Origin of the sequence: Micrococcus luteus NCTC 2665 (assembly GCF_000023205.1) — a bacterium.
In the GTDB taxonomy this organism is placed as follows: Bacteria; Actinomycetota; Actinomycetes; order Actinomycetales; family Micrococcaceae; genus Micrococcus; species Micrococcus luteus.
Genome location: NC_012803.1, coordinates 2,445,911 through 2,461,068, shown reverse-complemented (window position 1 = coordinate 2,461,068; position 15,158 = coordinate 2,445,911). Strand labels below are relative to the sequence as shown.

General features: G+C 72.5%; 18 protein-coding genes and 1 pseudogene. 11 read left to right on the top strand and 8 right to left on the bottom strand.

The window, feature by feature from the left end; all coding sequences use genetic code 11:
* The first annotated feature begins 19 nt into the window (after positions 1 to 19).
* Positions 20 to 217 carry a hypothetical protein gene (locus tag MLUT_RS22980; RefSeq protein WP_010079809.1) on the top strand — a complete coding sequence of 66 codons (198 nt, stop codon included), beginning with the start codon at positions 20 to 22 and terminating at the stop codon, positions 215 to 217.
* Here the strand turns inward: MLUT_RS22980 and MLUT_RS22975 are convergent, their stop codons facing one another.
* Positions 218 to 877, bottom strand: coding sequence for a DUF6308 family protein (locus MLUT_RS22975; RefSeq protein WP_010079810.1), 660 nt, complete (start codon positions 875 to 877; stop codon positions 218 to 220).
* Between the two features lie 95 nt (positions 878 to 972).
* On the opposite strand from MLUT_RS22975, the gene MLUT_RS23400 reads away from it, so the two are divergent.
* From MLUT_RS23400 to MLUT_RS22965, 3 genes are all read left to right on the top strand, one after another.
* Positions 973 to 1,548, top strand: a complete 576-nt coding sequence (locus MLUT_RS23400) for a hypothetical protein (RefSeq protein ID WP_012751155.1) — start codon at positions 973 to 975, stop codon at positions 1,546 to 1,548.
* Positions 1,549 to 1,577: 29 nt separating this feature from the next.
* Positions 1,578 to 1,838 carry a GIY-YIG nuclease family protein gene (locus MLUT_RS24170; protein ID WP_012751154.1) on the top strand — a complete coding sequence of 87 codons (261 nt, stop codon included), beginning with the start codon at positions 1,578 to 1,580 and terminating at the stop codon, positions 1,836 to 1,838.
* A gap of 61 nt (positions 1,839 to 1,899) precedes the next feature.
* Complete coding sequence (locus MLUT_RS22965) at positions 1,900 to 2,436, top strand: hypothetical protein (RefSeq protein ID WP_010079811.1); 537 nt, start codon at positions 1,900 to 1,902, stop codon at positions 2,434 to 2,436.
* A 191-nt stretch (positions 2,437 to 2,627) separates the two neighbouring features.
* On the opposite strand, the gene glpK is transcribed toward MLUT_RS22965, so the two are convergent.
* The 4 genes from glpK to MLUT_RS22945 all read right to left on the bottom strand — a co-directional run bounded on the left by glpK (position 2,628) and on the right by MLUT_RS22945 (position 7,256).
* Entirely contained in the window at positions 2,628 to 4,160 is a 1,533-nt protein-coding gene (gene glpK / locus MLUT_RS22960) for a glycerol kinase GlpK (protein WP_010079812.1), read from the bottom strand.
* Between the two features lie 53 nt (positions 4,161 to 4,213).
* Positions 4,214 to 4,936, bottom strand: a complete 723-nt coding sequence (locus tag MLUT_RS22955) for an MIP/aquaporin family protein (protein WP_010079813.1) — start codon at positions 4,934 to 4,936, stop codon at positions 4,214 to 4,216.
* Positions 4,914 to 6,689 (bottom strand): glycerol-3-phosphate dehydrogenase/oxidase, encoded by a 1,776-nt coding sequence (locus MLUT_RS22950; RefSeq protein ID WP_012751153.1) that lies wholly within the window; start codon positions 6,687 to 6,689, stop codon positions 4,914 to 4,916. The genes MLUT_RS22955 and MLUT_RS22950 overlap by 23 nt, the downstream gene beginning before the upstream one ends.
* 291 nt (positions 6,690 to 6,980) lie before the next feature.
* Positions 6,981 to 7,256: a hypothetical protein gene (locus tag MLUT_RS22945; protein ID WP_010079817.1), complete on the bottom strand. Its 276-nt coding sequence runs from the start codon at positions 7,254 to 7,256 to the stop codon at positions 6,981 to 6,983.
* 135 nt (positions 7,257 to 7,391) lie between these two features.
* On the opposite strand from MLUT_RS22945, the gene MLUT_RS22940 reads away from it, so the two are divergent.
* Positions 7,392 to 7,841, top strand: a complete 450-nt coding sequence (locus MLUT_RS22940) for a hypothetical protein (protein ID WP_012751152.1) — start codon at positions 7,392 to 7,394, stop codon at positions 7,839 to 7,841.
* Positions 7,842 to 7,906: 65 nt separating this feature from the next.
* On the opposite strand, the gene MLUT_RS24235 is transcribed toward MLUT_RS22940, so the two are convergent.
* Complete coding sequence (locus MLUT_RS24235; RefSeq protein ID WP_010079819.1) at positions 7,907 to 9,049, bottom strand: GNAT family N-acetyltransferase; 1,143 nt, start codon at positions 9,047 to 9,049, stop codon at positions 7,907 to 7,909.
* Between the two features lie 110 nt (positions 9,050 to 9,159).
* Between MLUT_RS24235 and MLUT_RS23750 the strand changes: the two are divergent.
* Both MLUT_RS23750 and MLUT_RS22930 read left to right on the top strand, forming a co-directional pair.
* A pseudogene (locus tag MLUT_RS23750) lies at positions 9,160 to 9,435 on the top strand (GNAT family N-acetyltransferase); the annotation flags it as partial.
* A gap of 68 nt (positions 9,436 to 9,503) precedes the next feature.
* Complete coding sequence (locus MLUT_RS22930; RefSeq protein WP_010079821.1) at positions 9,504 to 10,724, top strand: Fic family protein; 1,221 nt, start codon at positions 9,504 to 9,506, stop codon at positions 10,722 to 10,724.
* Positions 10,725 to 10,753: 29 nt separating this feature from the next.
* Here the strand turns inward: MLUT_RS22930 and MLUT_RS22925 are convergent, their stop codons facing one another.
* Positions 10,754 to 10,933 carry a hypothetical protein gene (locus MLUT_RS22925; RefSeq protein WP_231936617.1) on the bottom strand — a complete coding sequence of 60 codons (180 nt, stop codon included), beginning with the start codon at positions 10,931 to 10,933 and terminating at the stop codon, positions 10,754 to 10,756.
* 194 nt (positions 10,934 to 11,127) lie between these two features.
* Here MLUT_RS22925 and MLUT_RS22920 point away from each other — a divergent pair, with 194 nt between their 5' ends.
* The 4 genes from MLUT_RS22920 to MLUT_RS22905 all read left to right on the top strand — a co-directional run bounded on the left by MLUT_RS22920 (position 11,128) and on the right by MLUT_RS22905 (position 13,875).
* The gene (locus MLUT_RS22920) at positions 11,128 to 11,835 is read left to right on the top strand and encodes a GntR family transcriptional regulator (protein ID WP_012751151.1); all 708 of its coding nucleotides are present in this window, start codon (positions 11,128 to 11,130) and stop codon (positions 11,833 to 11,835) included.
* Positions 11,832 to 12,194: a CidA/LrgA family protein gene (locus MLUT_RS22915; protein ID WP_002855541.1), complete on the top strand. Its 363-nt coding sequence runs from the start codon at positions 11,832 to 11,834 to the stop codon at positions 12,192 to 12,194. Before MLUT_RS22920 ends, MLUT_RS22915 begins: the two co-directional genes overlap by 4 nt.
* The gene (locus MLUT_RS22910) at positions 12,191 to 12,925 is read left to right on the top strand and encodes an LrgB family protein (protein ID WP_010079824.1); all 735 of its coding nucleotides are present in this window, start codon (positions 12,191 to 12,193) and stop codon (positions 12,923 to 12,925) included. The genes MLUT_RS22915 and MLUT_RS22910 overlap by 4 nt, the downstream gene beginning before the upstream one ends.
* A 179-nt stretch (positions 12,926 to 13,104) precedes the next feature.
* On the top strand, positions 13,105 to 13,875 hold the full coding sequence (locus MLUT_RS22905; RefSeq protein WP_010079825.1) for a metal-dependent hydrolase: 771 nt from the start codon (positions 13,105 to 13,107) through the stop codon (positions 13,873 to 13,875).
* Here the strand turns inward: MLUT_RS22905 and MLUT_RS22900 are convergent.
* Entirely contained in the window at positions 13,870 to 15,150 is a 1,281-nt protein-coding gene (locus MLUT_RS22900) for a Wadjet anti-phage system protein JetD domain-containing protein (protein WP_010079826.1), read from the bottom strand. The two genes, MLUT_RS22905 and MLUT_RS22900, sit on opposite strands and share 6 nt — an antisense overlap.
* Between the last annotated feature and the right edge of the window lie 8 nt (positions 15,151 to 15,158).

The window sequence follows — 15,158 nt, the reverse complement described above, 5'->3', positions numbered from 1 at the left end:
AGGAGGTCGTGCCTACGCCATGCTCTTCGTGCCCTCCGTGGACGGGATCCCTCACGAAGAGTGCGAGCTGAACAGCGACGAGGACGTGCCGGCCGACGTCGAACTGCTGACCGGGGTGCTGGCGCGCATAGTGGAGGGGATTTGGAGGGGTCGGGATAGGCAGCGCGGCGGGCAGTCCCGCCCCAGGCTAGCGGTGCTGGTCTCCTCCGAGGGCTGATCATGGGACTGGCCCCCAGTACGCCTTGGCCTCCATCCAGGCGAGGACATCGAAGACCCGGAGTACCGAGACCTCGGTGGGCAGTGACGCCGCCGAATGGTAGGACGCGAGTCGCTTCCAGAGGGTCCTGTCTTGGGCCGAGAACTCCGCATGCAGCAGCTGACGCCCCCTGTGGGTGTCCTGCCGCACCTCATAGAAGACGGTCTGGCGCAGCTCGGCGTCGACGATCGGGAAGAGTCGCGGCCGCTTGCGGGCGACCAGCTTGGAGGCGATTGTCGGCCCGACCTTCGGCAGGGTTTTCAGCGCCTCGTAGAGCTCGTACACCGGTGCCATGTCCTTGCCGGACGGGTCCGGGTCGACGTCGATGAAGTCGCGGTCAGGCCCGACGGCCCTGAGCAGCTCCGAGAAACGCTCCCTCTGGCTGATGAGCAGATGCGCGACGGCACGACCTGGCACTGGCGTGTTCAGCAGGGCGGCGGAGGCGACGTCGTCGGAGGTGAACACGTTCGCAGACACTGCGCGCGTCCCGCTCGGGTCGAACCCGTCCCATTGGCTGCCGATGAACTTCCTGGATTCGAAGTAGACCTTCAGCAGGTCGACGGCAAGCTCGGTCTGGTCTGAGGCGACGGTGCGGGGCAGGTGCAGCTGGGGAGCGGTCATGGGTTCCTCTTCCGCTGGAAGGCGTCACGGTGATTGTGGCTGAGGGCTCATCGCAATGGAAGGGCGATCAGGAGTCCTCGGCAGAATGGGGTTCCATGGAGTCCCCCCAGCTCGTCCCCGAGCCCTTCGTCCTCTCCCTCGGTGCGGTCCTCGGCGCCGCCGGCCTCGACCCGCACGACGTCCTGGCCATCCGGCACACCTACAAGGAGTCGGGGCTGCCATCGCGGGCGGCAGCCACTCCGGAGCGCGTGCTCGCCTACACGCGGGAGCAGCACCACGTGGGGAAGTTCCCGAAGGAGCCCGCCCGCCACTGGCTGATCTTCATGGGGGAGGGCGGGCGTCGTTCTCGCCTCACCGCCGTGTACGAGAACCGCGGGGAGGCCGTGGCTGAGCGCACGGAGCGGCACCGGTACTACGACGTTGCGCCGGTGCCGCTGTTGGCCTCCCTCGAGGAGCGCCTGGTGGTGGAGTGGTCCGCAGACCCCGTGAACTGGGCCAAGCGCGGCCCCCTGGCGGCGCGGTTCCCCGTCCTCGAGATCGCGGACCCCAGCACCGAGGCGTTCCCCGGCTTCGACCACGTGCTGCTCAGCTACGGGGACCTGCAGTCAATGGTGACCCCCGCTACGCAGGCTGGCGCACCGCCCTGGAGGCCGTACGCGGGATCTACCTGATCGCCGACGAGACCGCGGGCCAGTGCTACGTGGGCAAGGCCGACGGTGAGCGTGGTGTGCTCGGACGGTGGGAGGCCTACGGCCGTGACGGGCATGGCGGGAACGTCGCCCTCCGGGATGCCCTGGAGCTCGGGGATGCCCTGGAGCTCGACCCCGCCCAGCCGGAGCGGTACACGTTCAGTCTGTTGCGCGTGTTCGGCTCCAATACCCCGCAGGCCCAGATCGACGCCGCGGAGAAGCACTACAAGGAGGCTTTGATGACGCGCCGGTTCGGACTGAACCGGAACTGAACGGACGTCGTTGTCCGGGGGGGGGGGGGGAAGAGAGGGCAAAGGTCAGACGGGGGATGGAATGCTCGCGCCGAGCCTCGGGGAGGAGGGCAAGTGCGCCATCCAGGCACAGCAGCCACCGCTGAGTTCCTCGAATGTGACCGCCCACGAGCATACGGGGCACCTGCAAGCCGCCCGCATTGATGTCGTCGCGCGGGCCGACGTCGTCGAGGCGGGCGGGCCAGGTCTGATGGGTGTGAACGGCCTCCCCGGAACCGGCAAGACGACGACGCTCCGGGACATCCTGGCGTCCAACGTCGTCGAACGAGCACGCCGATTGTCGGCGTGTGAGAATCCATTCGACGCCCTCACCGAACGCACCCATGAGTGGACCGGCGAGGGCAGGATGCGACGACGGGCGCGCGAACTCCGGCCTGAGGTGGTCGGCTTCGAAATGGTGGTGGCCTCGGCGAACAACGCGGCCGTGGAGAACCTCTCCGAGGAGATTCCACAGCGGAGCGCCATCAAGGACAGCCGGAACGTGGATGCGGACTACTTCGCCTGCCTGGCCACCGCCGCCTTGGGCGGAAGCGGCGGGGGAAGAGGCCGCCCTGGGTGAGGACAGCTTGACGTCGGAGCAGCCGGGCACCTCGGGCCTGGCCACTGCGCCGATGGCAACGGCACCGAATCCACCCCGCTCCGCGCGCAGGCGGCCGACGAGGGGGTAGTGCTGCTCGGGGTCCTTCTGGAGGGCCCGGACCGGCCCGGACCGGCCCGGGGCCGGCCGGACCGACCTACGGACCGGACGGCTCAGCCCTGGGCCGACTCGACGTCCTCGTCGACCCAGTCGCGGGAGCGTTCCACGGCCTTCTTCCACAGCCGCAGGGCGCGCTCAACCTCCTCCTCGTCCGTGGTGGGCTCCCAGCGCTTGTCCTCTTCCCAGTTGGCCACGAGCTCGTCCTGGGACGCCCAGAACCCCACCGCCAGGCCTGCGGCGTAGGCGGCGCCGAGAGCGGTGGTCTCGATGACCTTGGGGCGCACGACGGGCACGCGCAGCAGGTCCGCCTGGAACTGCATGAGCAGCTCGTTGGCGACCATGCCACCGTCGACCTTCAGTTCGGTGAGGTCCACGCCGGAGTCCGCGTTCATGGCGTCCAGGACCTCGCGGCTCTGGAAGGCGGTGGCCTCGAGCGCCGCGCGGGCGATGTGCCCCTTGTTGACGTAACGGGTCATGCCCACCATGACGCCGCGGGCCGCGGCGTCCCAGTGCGGGGCGAAGAGGCCGGAGAACGCGGGGACGAAGTACACGCCGCCGTTGTCCTCCACGCCGGCGGCCAGGGTCTCGACCTCCGGGGCGCTGCCGATCATCCCGAGGTTGTCCCGCAGCCACTGGATCAGCGAGCCGGTGACGGCGATCGAGCCCTCCAGCGCGTACACCGGCTTCTGGTCGCCAATGCGGTACGCCACCGTGGTGAGCAGGCCGTTGTCCGAGTGCACCGGCTCCTCGCCGGTGTTGATCAGCATGAAGTTGCCGGTGCCGTACGTGTTCTTGGCCTGGCCGACCTCGAAGCACGCCTGGCCGAAGGTCGCCGCGTGCTGGTCGCCCAGGATGCCGGTGATCGGCGTCTCGCGCAGCAGCTGCTGGCCGGATACGGTGCCCACCTCGGCGGAGGAGCTGACGATCTCCGGAAGCATGGACATCGGGATGCCCATGTCCGCGCAGATCTCCTCGTTCCAGTCGAGGGTGTCCAGGTTCATCAGCATGGTGCGGGAGGCGTTGGTGACGTCGGTGACGTGCCGGCCGCCCTCGCCGCCGCCGGTGAGATTCCACACGAGCCACGAGTCCGTGGTGCCGAAGATGAGGTCGCCGTTCTCGGCGGCCTCCCGGGCACCGTCCACGTTCTCCAGAATCCAGGCCACCTTGGGGCCGGAGAAGTACGTGGCCAGGGGCAGCCCGACGCGCTCCTTGTAGCGGTCCGCGCCGACGTCGCCGGCGAGGCGCTCGCAGAGGCGGTCGGTGCGGGTGTCCTGCCACACGATGGCGTTGTACACCGGCTTGCCGGTGTTGCGGTCCCACACCACGGTGGTCTCACGCTGGTTCGTGATGCCCACGGCGGCGACGTCGTGCCGGGTCACCTCGGCGCGGGCCAGGGCCTCGCCGATGACCTCGCGGGTGTTCTTCCAGATCTCCACCGGGTCGTGCTCCACCCAGCCGGCGCGCGGGAAGATCTGCTCGTGTTCGCGCTGACCAGTGGACACGATGGCCCCACTGTGGTCGAAGAGGATCGCGCGCGTGGACGTGGTGCCCTGGTCGATGGCCATCACGTAGCGGGGGGTGGTCATGTCCTACTCCTTCGGAGGTGGTCACGGGGGTGTGGGGGTGGCGGGCAGACCGCTCAGACGAACAGAGGCGCGGCGAGGCCGGCCAGGACGGCGCCGACGAGCGGGCCGACGATCGGCACCCAGGCGTAGCCCCAGTCCGAGCCGCCCTTGTGCCGGATCGGCGCGACGGCGTGGAACAGGCGGGGGCCCAGGTCGCGCGCCGGGTTGATGGCGTACCCCGTGGGGCCGCCCAGGCTCGCGCCGATCGCGACGACGAGCAGGGCCACCGCGAGCGGGCCGAGCCCGGAGGGGGTGGAGCCGAAGAGCAGGATCACGAACACCAGGACGAACGTGGCGATCACCTCGGTGACCATGTTCCACAGCGGGTTGCGGATCTCGGGACCTGTGGCGAACGTGCCCAGGATCGCGCCCTGGTCCGTCTCCGCCTGGTAGTGGTCGCGGTAGGCCAGCCAGGCCAGGGCCGCGCCGAGGAAGGCGCCGATCAGCTGCGCCGCGAAGTACGCGAGCGTGGTGCCGAGGGTCACGGCGATGCCGGGGGCGTACTCCTCGGCGCCGCTGACGAGCAGGCCGACGGTCACGGCGGGGTTCAGGTGCGCACCGGTCGCGGCAGCGACGTAGACGCCCGCGAAGACGCCCAGCCCCCAGCCGAAGCTGATGAGCAGCCAGCCTCCGCCGTTGCCCTTGGTCTTCGTCAGGACGACGTTGGCGACGACGCCGACGCCGAGCAGGAGGAGGATCGCCGTGCCGGCGATCTCATGCAGGAAGATCGTGCCCATGGACGGGCTCCTTTCCGTGGACGGGGGCGGCGTCGGCGGCTGCGAGCGCGGCGGCGGCGGTGACGTCGTCGTGGGCGGTCTCACCGCGGAGGCGGGCGGCGACGAGGTTCTTGTACGCCCGGATCTCACCGGCGATGCGCTCTTCATCCCAGCCCAGCTCGGGGGCCACGAGGGACGCGATCTCCTCGGCCGCGGCGACGCCGCGGTCGCGGACCTCGGTGGACAGGCGCGTGCGGCGCTCGATGACGTCGTCCAGGTGGACGACGCCCTCGGCTCGGGCCGCGTAGACGATCTCGGCGCGCAGGTAGCGCGGCGCCTCGGCGAGAGGGACGCTCAGGGACGGGTCGCCGTCGATCAGGTCGAGCACATGGCGCAGCACGGTGCCGTAGCGGAACAGGAGCCGGTCCACGCGGGCCTCGTCCAGGCCGTAGTCGGCGGCGATGCGGTCCGCCTCCGCCTCGATCTCCGAGTAGCCGAGGCCGCCGAGCACGGGGATGTGCTCGGTGAGGCTGGGACGGGTCGGGTGGGTCTCGCGCACCACGAAGTCCACGACGTCCTCGGCCATGGCCCGGTACGTGGTCCACTTGCCGCCGGCCACGGCGGTGAGGCCGGGGGCCACCTCGGTGACGGTGTGCTCACGGGAGATCTTGGTGGAGCCGCCGTCGGATCCGGTGACCGGCTGCAGGAGCGGGCGCAGGCCGGCGTACGTGGCGATCACGTCGTCTCGCGTGAGGTCCTCCTTCAGCACCGCGTTGGCGTGCTCGAGGATGTAGTCGATGTCGTCCGCGGTGGTGGCCGGATGGGCCACGTCCTCCGCCCACGGGGTGTCCGTGGTACCGATCACCCAGTACTCGTCCCACGGGATGAGGAACAGCACGGACTTCTCCGTCTTGGTGATCACGCCGGTGGCGGCGTCGGCGCGGATGCGGTCGCGGGGCACGGTGATGTGGGCGCCCTTGGACGCGAGCACCTCGAGGCCGCCGTCGGCCTCGGCCAGCTCCTGCTGCTCCTGGGTCCAGACGCCCCCGGCCAGGATGACGGCGCGCGCGTGCACGTCGAACTCCTCGCCGGAGGTCTCCTCGCGGACACGCACGCCCTGCACACGGCCGTCGTCGCCGCGCAGGTAGCCGGTGACGGCGGTGTAGTTGGCGGCCACGGCGCCGTGGTCCACGGCGGAGCGCACGAGCATCATGGCCAGGCGGGCGTCGTCGAACTGGGCGTCGGCGTACTCCACCGCGCCGACGATCTTCTCGTCATCGAGGGAGGGGAAGGTCGCGGCCATGGAGCGGCGGCTGAGATGGCGGTGCGCGCCCATCGCGCGGCGGCGGCCGAGCGACTGCATGGCGTCGTACATGGTGACGCCGGCGCCGATGAAGCCGCGGTCGATCACCTTGTGGAAGAACGGGAAGACGAAGCGCAGGGGGCGCACCAGGTGGGGCGCGGTCTGGGTGAGCAGCAGGTCGCGCTCCCGCAGCGCCTCATACACCAGCTTGACGTCCAGCATCTCGAGGTAGCGCAGGCCACCGTGCATGAGGCGGGAGGAGCGGGACGACGTCCCGGAGGCCCAGTCGCGGGCCTCGACGATGCCCACGTCGAGGCCGCGGGTGGCCGCGTCGAACGCGGCGCCCACGCCGGTGGAGCCGCCGCCGACGATCAGGATGTCGAGGGGGGCCTCCGGGCTGGTGGCCCGGAGGCGGGCGAGGTGATCCTCCCGCGTGGCGGCGGAGAGGGAGACGGTTCGCAGGGTCGGCATGGAGGGGTTGCTCCTTTATCGGTGGAGGCACAGTGTAGTGGCGTGGCTCACGATACCTGGTGTCACATCACGAGATCCGGTATCAGCGCGAGCCGAGGTCCATGATGTCACTCCCGGGTCGCGGGTGCCCACGCGCCGGGTACGGTCTCGCGGAACCCGAGCCGCTCGCACAGGGCCACGTCGGTGCGCGTGGAGGTGGCCCGTCTCGCACGGTCCCCGGACTGTGGCACCTCACCCTGTTCCGCTGGAGCGAGGGCGGCGCGCCCCGGGTGACGCGCGCCCCGGGCGGTGTCACTGCTGGCTCTGGAGCATCTCCACGACGTACCCGATGAACAGGGCGAGCGGGAAGCTGACGACAGCCAGCGCGCCGGACAGCAGCGCCAGTAGAACGCGTTTCGCCGCAGTGAAGCAGAGCGCGGACAGTGCGTAGCAGCCGATGATCAGGGCGAAGAAGGCCAGCGTCTCCCGAGGCGTCTCCGAGCCCGTGATCAGCAGGAGAACGAGGATGCCGGTGGAGATAGCGAAGGCGGCCAGTCCCGCGATGGTGAAGGCTCCCGTTCGCGTCATGGCGTCGATCCTATGTACGCGGTGAGGGTGAGTTGTCCGGGCCTTCACTCGCCTGGCCTCAAGTCCAATCCCCAGCATCACCGGTGAAGACGCCCCGCGCGCCCTCGGGTGAGGCCCCGCCCCTACACTCCGACCATGGACATCACCGTCGGCGCCGTCGGCCGCGCCTCGCTCTCGGACTGGGAGCAGGAATGCTGCGGTGACTCGATCGCCGTGGGGGAAGTCCACGAGCTGATCCTGCTGCCCTCCCGGGGAGTGAGTCAGGCTGGGCCCCTGGCCTCTGCAGGCTGGGTCGTCACCTATCACGACGACGGCAGCCCCGCCGGGTCGATCCCGTTGCGTCGTGTGCGGGCCGTTGTGAGGGCGGTACACGAGGTGTGGCCCTCGGGGCGGCTCGCCGAGATCGACCGCGTCCCCGGCCACGCTGACCTGACGATCCTGGAGCCGGAGGAGGCCACCGGCCTCGGCTTGGGGGAGGTCGTCTACGTCGGCGCCTACGAGCCGGTGCTCCCCGAGACTCCCCGCCCTGACGAGTGGCTTCTCGACCTGGAGATCCTCGAGGATCTCGGTCCGCGCACCTGGTGAGCCTCACGAGTCCATCCCCTCACGGTCTCGAGCTACATGGGGTGAGCGTAGAAGTCCGTTCGTCGTCATAGATGGCCCCTCACCCCCCGGTCGCTCGCGAGCATCGCGTAGACGAGGGTGTCCGTCCACTCGCCCTTGCTCCACCAGTTCTGGCGGTGGTGTGCCTCTCGACGCATACCGAGCGTCTCGGCCAGTCGGGCGGACGCCGTGTTGCGGGCATCCATCTGTGCCACCACCCGGTGCAGGCCAGACGTCTCGAACCCCAGGTCCAGCAGCGCAGCCGCGGCCTCCCGGGCGAAGCCCTGACCAGCATGCCGCGGATCCAGAGCCCAGCCGATCTCCGCGACACCGCGCTCGCGGTCCGTCAGCCACAGGATCACGTCACCCACGGGGACGCCCGCGTGCTCCACCACCAGGGACACCGCCCCGGACGGGCCTCCGAGGTCGTCCCACGTGATCCGCTTGGCCAGCTTCTCCCGCGCGGTCGCCTCGTCCCAGGGCTCGTCCAGCAGGTGGTGCACCACCTCGGGCTGCGTGTACATCTCCTGCAACCAGCCGCGGTCGTCCTCCCGGTGCGGCCGCAGCGTCAGCCGCGCGGTGGGCAACGGCCAGTCAGGGGCGCGGCCGCCCGCAGCCGCGCCCTCCTTGCGCCCCGCCGGAGGCGGGGCGTCGACGTCGGCGGGGACCGGCGTCGTCGTGCCGGACGCCCAGTCCTGGCGCAACATTGCGTAGGCCACGGACGCGAGCGGCTCGCCGCCGTCCACGGGCCAGCCGCGCCGGTAGTGCGCCTCCTTGACCCAGCCGGCCCGGCGGAAGGTGCGCAGCATGGGGACGTTGTCCTCGCGGGTCTGGCCCTCGAAGCGGTCCACCGCGGGCATCGTCTCGAAGACGCGCCGGGTGAGCGCGGTGAGGATCTGCGCGCCGAGCCCGCGCCCGCGGAACAGCTCCGCCACGCGCAGGTCGAACAAGGGGGTGGGGTCGGTAAGGTCCTCCAGGCGCACCACGCCGACGCGGCCGTGCTCGGGATGCTCGATCCAGAAGGTGCGGTGGTCCTCATCCTCCCAGGCGCCGCCGTCGACGGCCTCCTCCGCCTCCGGCCGGGTGACGTGCGGGCGCGTGTGGAACGGCCACGCGTTCTCGGTGAGCAGGGCGACGAGCGCGTCCCGGTCGGCGCCTGCCGGGTCGAGTGGAGTGAAGGTGACGTCCATGGGGCCGAGAGTAGGGGAGGGGACGTCACCGCCGCCCGTTGCCGTGACCCCATGGCCACGCCCCTCCTCGACCTCGCGGCGCACCGCGCGAGGAAGCCCGGGACGCGCAGGCCGAGATCGGCTGGACCATAGCCCAGGCCCACGCCGGCCGGGGCCGCGCCACCGAGCTGGCCTGTGCCCTGCTGGACCTCGCCTTCGCAGGCCTCGGCGTCCGACCCGTGGAGGCTCACGCCTTCGCGGACAACGCGCCCATCCTGCGCGTGATGGAGAAGGTCGGCCTGCGCCACGAGGGCACCTTCAAGGAGGAGTCACTGCACCGCACCCGCGGCTGGGTGGACGGCGTCACTTACGCGATGCTCGCCTCGGAGCATCGGGCCCGGGGCTGACGGCTTTCCACCTCACGACGCCCAGAAGTACGCAACGCTCTAGACATAACGTTGCGTAAGGTGGCGGCATGAGCAACGATCCGCGCCCGACCCCGTGGGCCGTCGGCTGGGAAGAGCGCCCCTGGGCCGCGGGCCCGGATGACGCCGGGCTGCGCTCCCGCAGCGCTCGCGTGCGTGCAGCAGGCCCATATCGAGCCGCGCTCCCGGCCCGTATCGCCCGACTCGGGCTCGACCTGCCCTCTGATCTGGCGACCGAGGTCGAGGAGGCGACGGCCGCCGTCGTGCGCTTCGACGCCGAGATCAGCCACGCCCTCCCGGGGCTCACGGGAGAGATCGCCCCGATCGACGCGGTGCTCCTGCGCACTGAGTCCGCGTCCTCCTCACAGATCGAGCACATCACGGCGGGCGCGCGAGCCCTCGCCCTGGCGACTCTCGGCGAACGCACCCGCCCGAACACAGCGCTCGTGGCGGCGAACGTGAGGGCCATGGGCGCTGCTTCCCGGCTGGCCGCCGACCTGGAAGAGCCCGCCCTGCTGGCCGCCCATCGTGCCCTCATGGACGGTCAGGAGCATGCCCGGCCGGGCGCCTACCGCGACGTGCAGGGGTGGATCGGGGGCGGGGCGCCCACGCCGCACACGGCGCAGTTCGTCCCGCCCCACCCGGAGCGCCTGCGTGCCGGGATGGACGATCTCTTCGCCTATCTGCGACGCACGGACGTGCCCGCCCTCGTGCAGGCCGCCATCGCGCACGCCCAGTTCGAGACCATCCACCCGTTCGCGGACGGCAACGGCCGCACCGGGCGGGTCCTCGTGCACGCCGTGTTGCACCGGGCCGGCGCGATCACCCGCATGGGGGTGCCCCTCTCCGCGGGACTCCTCACGGACACGGCCGGATACTTCGACGCCCTCACCGCCTACCGCGACGGCGACCCCGCGCCCATCGTGCGCCGCTTCGCACAGGCCGCCCTGGCCGCCGTCGGCAACGGCCGAGAGCTCGTCGCGGACCTGGACGAGGCCCTGACCGGCTGGCGCGAGCGGCTCACCGCCCGGCGGGACGCGGCGGTCTGGCGGGCGCTCGCGGTGATCATCGCGCAACCGGCCGTGACCGTGGACCATCTGGCCCAGGCGCTGGGTGTCTCGCGCCCGGCCGCCCAGCGGGCCGTGGACCAGCTTGTCGAGGCCGGCGCTCTGCAGGCCGCGTCCGCTCAGCGTCGGAACCGGGTGTGGCTGGCCACCGAGGTGCTCGCCTGTCTGGACGAGTTCGCCGCGCGTGCGGGCCGGCGGGGTTGACCGGGTGTGGACTACCGGGCTGACCAGCCTCATGCCGCGTGTAGTGTCCCGGCCATCCGGGCGGGCGTCGGGTTGCGGGCGTCCATCTGCGCCACCACCCGGTGCAGGCCGTACGTCTCGAACCCCAGGTCCAGCTGGGACACCGATCCGGCAGGGCCGGCGAGGCCGTCCTCCCGGTACGGGCGCAGCGTCAGCCGCGCGGTGCGCAACGGCCAGTCAGGGGCGGGGCCGCCCGCAACCGCGCCCTCCCTGCGCACCCCTGACCGGCACAGAACTCGGCTGACAGCCGCTCCGCAGGCCCGCTTCGACAGGCGCCGGCACCTTGTGCCCCTCCCCACCCGGGCGCCTTCCGAGTCCGACACAATACATACATCCATGCATGCATCTGATTATTCTGGCGCGCATGACTCCACTCTCCGACCCCTTATGGGGCAGTCGTGCCACGGCTGCCGGCCGCCTGGCCCACGACGTCGCCTGGCGCATCGTCCGCGGTGAGATCGCCGCGGGGGAGATGCTCACCGAGGTCCAGCTCTCCACGGAGGCCGGCATCTCCCGGACGCCGGCCCGGGAGGCCCTCCTCCAGCTCGAGCGCTGGGGCCTGGTGCGGCTCCTCCCCAAGAAGGGCGCGGCCGTGCAGGCCCTCACGCCGCAGAGCGTGGCCGACCTCACGGCCCTGCGCGGCCTCCTCGAGTCCACCGCCCTCGCCACGGTCGCCGCGCGGCCCGACGCCGTCGGGCCCCTCGTCGCCACGCTCACCGCCAACCTGGAGCAGCAGCGCGCCGCCCTGGACGCCGGCGACCTCGCGGCGTTCTCCGCGCTGGACGTGCGGTTCCACCGGGACGTGATCGCCACGTGCGGCAACGCCGCCTTCGACGAGGTCGTGCGCACCTTCGCCCCCCGCCTGGCCCGCCTCATCCACGCCGCCACCGGCGGATCCGTCGACGCCGCCCGCCGCCTCCTCGATGGGCACGCCGAGATCTGCGCCCAGCTGGCCGCCGGGCGCGCCGCAGACGCCCAGCGCGCCCTGCAGGCGCACCTCGACGCCGCGGGGACCGGCGTCGTCCCCGGCCTGCCCCCCGTGGGCCCGTCCGAGGCAGGTGAACCCCGATGATCGAGGGCCTGCTGATCCTGCTGCTCTGCCAGCTGGCGGGCACGCTCGTGGCCGACACGTTGCACCTGCCGATCCCCGGGGCCGTGCTGGGCATGCTCCTGCTGCTCGGCCTGCTCGCGTGGCGCCGGCCGGCCGAGGACGCGCCGGTGATGACGGCGAGCCATCACCTGCTCCAGCACCTGCCGCTGCTGTTCGTCCCGGCGGGCGTCGGCGTCGTCGCGGTGCTGGGCCTCATCGGGGAACACCGGGCGCTGATGCTGGTCGGCTTCGTGGTGCCCTGGCTGCTGGGGCTGGTGGTCACCGCCGGCGTCGCGGCCCCGCTCGCCCGCCGCCTCACGGACAAGGAGGACGCACAATGAACGCCGCCGAACTCACCGACTCCCTCGCCGAGGCCTGGGACGCGCTCCTGCACACACCGCTGTTCGGCATCGCGCTGACCCTCGCCGTCGCCGTGCTCTCCCGCCGCCTGTGGCTCGCCGCCGGGCAGACCGCCCTGCTCACGCCCGTGCTCGTGACGATCGTGCTGGTGGCCGCGTTCCTGGCCCTGACCGGCATCGACTACGAGACCTACATGATCGGCGGCAGCTACCTCACCTTCCTGCTGGGCCCCGCCACCGTGGCGCTCGCCGTCCCCCTGTACCGGGCCGGCCCTGACATCCGGAAGCTGCTGCTGCCGGTTGCCGTCGGGGTCACCGTCGGCTCGCTGACCGCCATGGTGAGCGCCGTGCTGATCGTGCGGGCGATGGGCGGGGACGCCGCGCTGGCCGCCACGTTCGCCCCCAAGTCCGCGACGACGCCGATCGCCATGGCGGTGGCCGACGCCGGCGGCGGGATCGTCTCCCTCGCCGCCGTGCTCCCCGTGCTCACCGGCGTGCTCGGCGCCGTGCTCGCCCCCTGGGTGCTCGACCGGCTGCGCGTGCGCGACCCCCGCGTGCGTGGCCTGGCCATCGGCGTGAGCTCCCACGGCATCGGCACCGCCCGCGCCCTCGCCGAGGGGCCGAAGACCGGTGCGTTCTCCGCCCTCGCCATGGCCTGCTCCGGCGTGCTCACCGCCCTGCTGGCCCCGCTGGTGCTGGCGATGACGGGGTGAGGGGCCGGGCGGCCGCCCCCCCGGCCGGGCAGCCGCCTCGACCCGCTCCGGCCGCGGCGGCCTCCTTACCGTGTCCGCCCCGCCTGCCACCCTGGTCCTCTTCCTTCCCCGCGGGCCGCCCGCCGGCCCTCGCAGGCGCGGTGACGCGGCCCGGTCCTGCGAACGAGAGGACCCCACCCATGATGGGTCCGTCCCACGCGGCGACCGGCGCCGCGGCCTGGCTGGCGCTGACCGGCCCGGCGTCGCCGATCGCGTCCCTGCACCTGCCCCCGGAGCTGCAGCTGCTCGGCGCGCTCACCACCGCCGGGGCCGCTCTGATCAGCGACTGGGACCACCCGCGCGCCACCATCGCCCACGCCCTGCCGCCCGTGACCGAGCTGATGGCGCGCGGCATCCGCAGGGTGGCCGGCGGGCACCGGAGGGGCACGCACTCGCTGGCGGGGATCGCCGTGTTCACCGCGCTGTCGGTCGCCGCCGCGGCCATTCAGGTGCCGGTGGCCGGGCTCACCTACGGCGTCGGTCAGGGCGTCATCGCCGCGTTCCTCGTGGCGGTCGCCGCCACGGCGCTGCGCCTGCTGCCGCGGGGCGGGCGGGTGTCCGCGTGGGCGCTGGGCGTCGTCGCCGCGGTGCTGGGCACCGTCCTGGGGGACGGGCTGTGGTGGATCCCCGCGTCCGTGGCGATCGGGGTGACCGTGCACATCCTCGGCGACGCCCTCACCAACAACGGCGTGGCCCTGCTCTGGCCCCTCCGGCCGGACCCGCCCTGCCGCCTCTGGTGCTGGCAGCCGGGCGGGCGGTTCCGGCTCCCCCTGCTCGGCACCACCGGGTCCTGGCGGGAATGGGCGTTCGTCTCCGTGCTGACCGCGTTCACCGTCGTGCGCGCCGTGCACCTGGCCCCGCCCGCGGCCCGCGGGGTGGCCGGGCTGCTGGGAGCGGGGGCCCCGTCATGACGCGATCCGCCGACCGTCCGCGTCCTCGCCACCGGCGGCACGATCGCCCGCGTCGCAGAAGACGAAGTGCGCGTCCAGCGCCGAGAGCGCGTGGTCCCACCCGACCCGCTCCTGCTCGAGCCGCACGTCGCCCTCGGCACGCAGCCGCTCCAGCGCGCGCGCCTCGTCCGAGGTCAGCGTGGCCAGCGCGCCACGGAAGGGCGTGGGATCCGGGACGCACAGGTCGCGGAACGCCTCGAGGGTCCGGACGTCCATGAGCACGCTGCGCAGCTGCGGCAGGCGGGTGCGGTACCGGTGGAGGATCGCGAAGCCGTGGGAGTCCAGGTCGCCCCAGTAGTGCAGCTCCGCGCCCCGCAGCCACGGCAGCACTGTTGCCGCGGTGTCGAAGCCCCGGCCCCACACGGCGACGGCGCCCGGGGCGTCCGGCAGACACAGCAGCGTCTCGCTGTTCTCCACCACGAGCACGCGCGCGGGCGCGATCGGCCACGCGGCGGCCTGCTCCAGCGGGACCTCCAGATCACGCAGTCCCTCCGGGCGCAGGGCCGGATCGAGGATGCGGACGCGCACCGTCGGGTGGGCGTCGACGATCCCGAGACCGCCCTCCTGTGGCGCGTGCAGCGCTTCCAGCAGGGTGCGGTGCGCCCCGAACCACTTCGAGTCGACCCCGCGGATCGGCAGCTGACGCGGCCGCAGGCCCTGCACGGGCGTGGTCCGCAGCCACTCCAGCACCGCGACCACGCGCAGGAAGTCCGGCTCGCTCAGGTCGGTGAGGCGCTGCGCGTGGCGCCGCAGTGCCGCGGCGAGTGTCAGCTCGCGGGGGTCGGCGGCGGCCTCGCCGTCGTCGTCCTGTGTCTGCGGGGCTGACCCCGCCCCACCCGCAGCCGACGGGCCCGACCCGCCCCACGCCTCGGCCAGCCGCCGCATCGCTGCGACGCGCTCCGCGAAGACCCGCTGCTCCCGCGCCTCGCGCCCGCCGACCCACGCCACGAGCGCGTCCGGGGTGACCGCGTGGACGCGTACGGGCACCTGTTGCCGCCCGACGCTGCGCCAGCTGCGCTCGGCCCACTCCACCCGGATGCCCGCGGGCAGGGTGGCGGCCCGCCAGCCCCGTGCCCAGGACTGCGCGGCCTGCGGGTCGGCGAGGACGACCTGCTCCGTGGGCGGCTTGAGCGGCAGCGACCACGCGGGGGTGGGCACCTCGCCGAGGGTCCACCCGCGATGCGACCGGGCCAGGGCCCGACGCGCCAGCTCGCGCGCCGCCTCCGGAGCCACCATCGGCCAGG

What these genes read in the sequence shown, in the direction of transcription:
- MLUT_RS22900 (WP_010079826.1), bottom strand. Translation starts at nt 15,150, where the DNA reads ATGGTGGCTCCGGAGGCGGCGCGCGAGCTGGCGCGTCGGGCCCTGGCC.
- MLUT_RS22905 (WP_010079825.1), top strand. Translation starts at nt 13,105, where the DNA reads ATGATGGGTCCGTCCCACGCGGCGACCGGCGCCGCGGCCTGGCTGGCG.
- MLUT_RS22950 (WP_012751153.1), bottom strand. Translation starts at nt 6,689, where the DNA reads ATGCCGACCCTGCGAACCGTCTCCCTCTCCGCCGCCACGCGGGAGGAT.
- MLUT_RS22930 (WP_010079821.1), top strand. Translation starts at nt 9,504, where the DNA reads ATGAGCAACGATCCGCGCCCGACCCCGTGGGCCGTCGGCTGGGAAGAG.
- MLUT_RS22945 (WP_010079817.1), bottom strand. Translation starts at nt 7,256, where the DNA reads ATGACGCGAACGGGAGCCTTCACCATCGCGGGACTGGCCGCCTTCGCT.
- MLUT_RS22965 (WP_010079811.1), top strand. Translation starts at nt 1,900, where the DNA reads ATGCTCGCGCCGAGCCTCGGGGAGGAGGGCAAGTGCGCCATCCAGGCA.
- MLUT_RS22920 (WP_012751151.1), top strand. Translation starts at nt 11,128, where the DNA reads ATGACTCCACTCTCCGACCCCTTATGGGGCAGTCGTGCCACGGCTGCC.
- MLUT_RS22975 (WP_010079810.1), bottom strand. Translation starts at nt 877, where the DNA reads ATGACCGCTCCCCAGCTGCACCTGCCCCGCACCGTCGCCTCAGACCAG.
- MLUT_RS22980 (WP_010079809.1), top strand. Translation starts at nt 20, where the DNA reads ATGCTCTTCGTGCCCTCCGTGGACGGGATCCCTCACGAAGAGTGCGAG.
- MLUT_RS24235 (WP_010079819.1), bottom strand. Translation starts at nt 9,049, where the DNA reads ATGGACGTCACCTTCACTCCACTCGACCCGGCAGGCGCCGACCGGGAC.
- glpK (WP_010079812.1), bottom strand. Translation starts at nt 4,160, where the DNA reads ATGACCACCCCCCGCTACGTGATGGCCATCGACCAGGGCACCACGTCC.
- MLUT_RS22955 (WP_010079813.1), bottom strand. Translation starts at nt 4,936, where the DNA reads ATGGGCACGATCTTCCTGCATGAGATCGCCGGCACGGCGATCCTCCTC.
- MLUT_RS23400 (WP_012751155.1), top strand. Translation starts at nt 973, where the DNA reads ATGGAGTCCCCCCAGCTCGTCCCCGAGCCCTTCGTCCTCTCCCTCGGT.
- MLUT_RS22940 (WP_012751152.1), top strand. Translation starts at nt 7,392, where the DNA reads ATGGACATCACCGTCGGCGCCGTCGGCCGCGCCTCGCTCTCGGACTGG.
- MLUT_RS22915 (WP_002855541.1), top strand. Translation starts at nt 11,832, where the DNA reads ATGATCGAGGGCCTGCTGATCCTGCTGCTCTGCCAGCTGGCGGGCACG.
- MLUT_RS22910 (WP_010079824.1), top strand. Translation starts at nt 12,191, where the DNA reads ATGAACGCCGCCGAACTCACCGACTCCCTCGCCGAGGCCTGGGACGCG.